This is a genomic window from Candidatus Ruminimicrobium bovinum, from assembly GCF_902760015.1.
Classification (GTDB): domain Bacteria; phylum Elusimicrobiota; class Endomicrobiia; order Endomicrobiales; family Endomicrobiaceae; genus Ruminimicrobium; species Ruminimicrobium bovinum.
This window is the reverse complement of sequence record NZ_CACWEU010000191.1, coordinates 1-2,384: the sequence shown is the minus strand read 5'-3', so window position 1 is coordinate 2,384 and position 2,384 is coordinate 1. Positions and strand designations below refer to the sequence as shown.

Sequence of the window (2,384 nt, the reverse complement as noted above, 5' to 3'; positions counted from 1 at the left end):
TCATATTAGGAATTTTTTCATTAATTTCTTTTCTTGCCCATTCGGCAGCAGCTATTACTTTATCAAACATTTCTTTTCCGTGCAACACAGCTTGTCTTCTTGCCAAATCAATACTTGCAAGTGTTAAATACAAGGGGCTTGTTGTTTGTAACATTGAAACTATTTTTTTTACTCTGTTAATATCAACTAATTTTGAATTGACGTGTAATACCGAACCCTGAGAAAGCGCAGAAAGTATTTTATGTGTGGACTGAACACATAAATCGGCGCCCGCATCAACGGCAGACATCGGTAATTTGTCGTTAAATTTTAAATGAGGTCCGTGTGCTTCGTCAACAAGTAATATTTTACCTTTTCTGTGACATAGGTCGGCAATTCTTTTTACTTCCGTTGCAACACCGTTATAAGTAGGGCTTGTAACAAAAACAGCCCTTGCTTCCGGATACATTTCAAGTGCCTGTTTTATTTCATCATAAGTTGAATTAAAAATAATATCTAAATTTTGATCTATTGTGGGTTGCAACCAAATCGGCCAAACACCGGAAAGTATAATTCCGCCCATTATCGACTTATGCGAACTTCTTGAAACTATAATAGAATCTCCGGGGTCGCATGCAGATAAAAACATTGCAATATTTCCGACGGATGTTCCGTTAACCAAAAACAAAGAATGTTTTACGCCGTAAGCTTGTGCCATTAATTCTTCCGCTTTTTTTATCGGACCTACCGGATCGTGCAGAGAATCAACCTCGTCAAAAACGGTAACATCAAATTTATAAAGTCCGTCACCGGTTACTTCTTTTAAAACAGGGTCTATGCCTTTACCGTTTTTATGTCCCGGAGTGTGAAAAGAAGTTACATTTCTTTTGGCATGCCCCAAAAGCGTATCAAAAATAGGAACTTTGTTTTGTTTATCCATAGCATTCCTTCATTTAAAATTAAATAAATTTTTTTGCCGGTGTATTAACAATAACATCGGTCGACAAACCGTTTTTAGCCAACAATTCAATAAACGGATCGGGGTTTAATTCTTCCACATTTACCATGGTTTTAACATCCCATGTTCCGTTTGCAATTAACATTGCGGCAGCTACAGGTGGAACCCCTGCCGTATAACTTATTGCCTGTGCTTCAACTTCATTATAACATTGTTTATGATCACAAATATTATATATAAATAATTCTTTATTCTTTTTATCTTTTTTGCCTTTAATTAAACAACCTATGCAAGTTTTTCCCGTGTAATTGGGTGCCAATGTTTTAGGGTTTGGTAAACAAGCTTTAACAACTTTTAAAGGAATAACTTCCAAACCTTCCGCTGTTTTTACAGGTTTTTCGGACAACAAACCTATGTTTTTTAACACCGTAAAAACATTTATATAATGATCACTGAACCCCATCCAAAACCTTATTGATTTTGCCGGAATGTTCTGCGACAAAGAATGAAGTTCGTCGTGTCCCGTCAAATATACCGGTTGTTCGCCGACTACGGGAAAATCGTAAACAAGTTTATCGGCATGGACAGGTTTTTCAACCCACTGTTTATCAATCCAAGTCCATACTTTATGAAATTCTCTGAAATTTATTTCAGGGTCGAAGTTTGTAGCAAAATATTTTCCGTGGCTGCCGGCATTAACATCCATAATATCTATTGTTGCAATTTTATCGAAATGATGTTTCAATGCCAATGCACAATAAGCATTTACTACACCGGGGTCGAAACCGCAACCCAAAATTGCCGTAATTTTATTTTCTTTACATCTGTCTTTTCTTTTCCATTCGTAATTTGCATACCATGGCGGGTTTTCACAAACTTTATCCGGGTCTTCATGAATTGCGGTATCTATATATGCAGAGCCCGTTTGTATGCATGCTTCCAATATAGACATGTTGCAAAAAGCACTTGCCACATTTATAACTATGGAAATTTTTAATTCTTTTATTAAATTTACAAGTGCCGGAATATCAAAAACATTTATTTGCTTTGAAACGAATTTATTATCGGAATTTTTGTAATTCTTTTTTCTTTCAATACTGTCTAAAATCGAATTACAACTTTTTAAAGTTCTGGAACCTACATACATTTTTCCGAATACATCATTGTTTTGTGCCAATTTATGACAAACAACATGAGCAACGGCTCCGGCTCCGATAACTAAAACATTTCTTTTCATTTCAAGCAGTGCCTCCTCAAGATAAATTACTAACAAAATCTTTATATGTAAAACTTTTTACAACTTCAACTTTACCGTTAAGTTTTTTAATAACTATTGACGGCATTTGTATTCCGTTGAACCAATTCATCTTTACCATACTGTAACCGGCGGCATCTTCAAATTCTATTTTATCACCGATTTTTAACGGTTTTGAAAATTTATAAGTTC

At 35.2% G+C, this 2,384-nt stretch carries 2 protein-coding genes and 1 pseudogene; all 3 read right to left on the bottom strand.

The annotated features are described in order from the left end of the window. Positions 1-919 (bottom strand): aminotransferase class I/II-fold pyridoxal phosphate-dependent enzyme (locus tag ACMUOV_RS06460; RefSeq protein WP_413854287.1); only part of this gene is annotated, 919 nt, incomplete at its 3' end. 19 nt (positions 920-938) lie between these two features. Then, a complete protein-coding gene (locus ACMUOV_RS06455; RefSeq protein ID WP_413854286.1) occupies positions 939-2,174 on the bottom strand; it encodes a saccharopine dehydrogenase family protein in 1,236 nt (411 codons plus the stop codon). 16 nt (positions 2,175-2,190) lie between these two features. Next, positions 2,191-2,384: pseudogene (locus ACMUOV_RS06450) on the bottom strand (carboxynorspermidine decarboxylase); the annotation flags it as partial.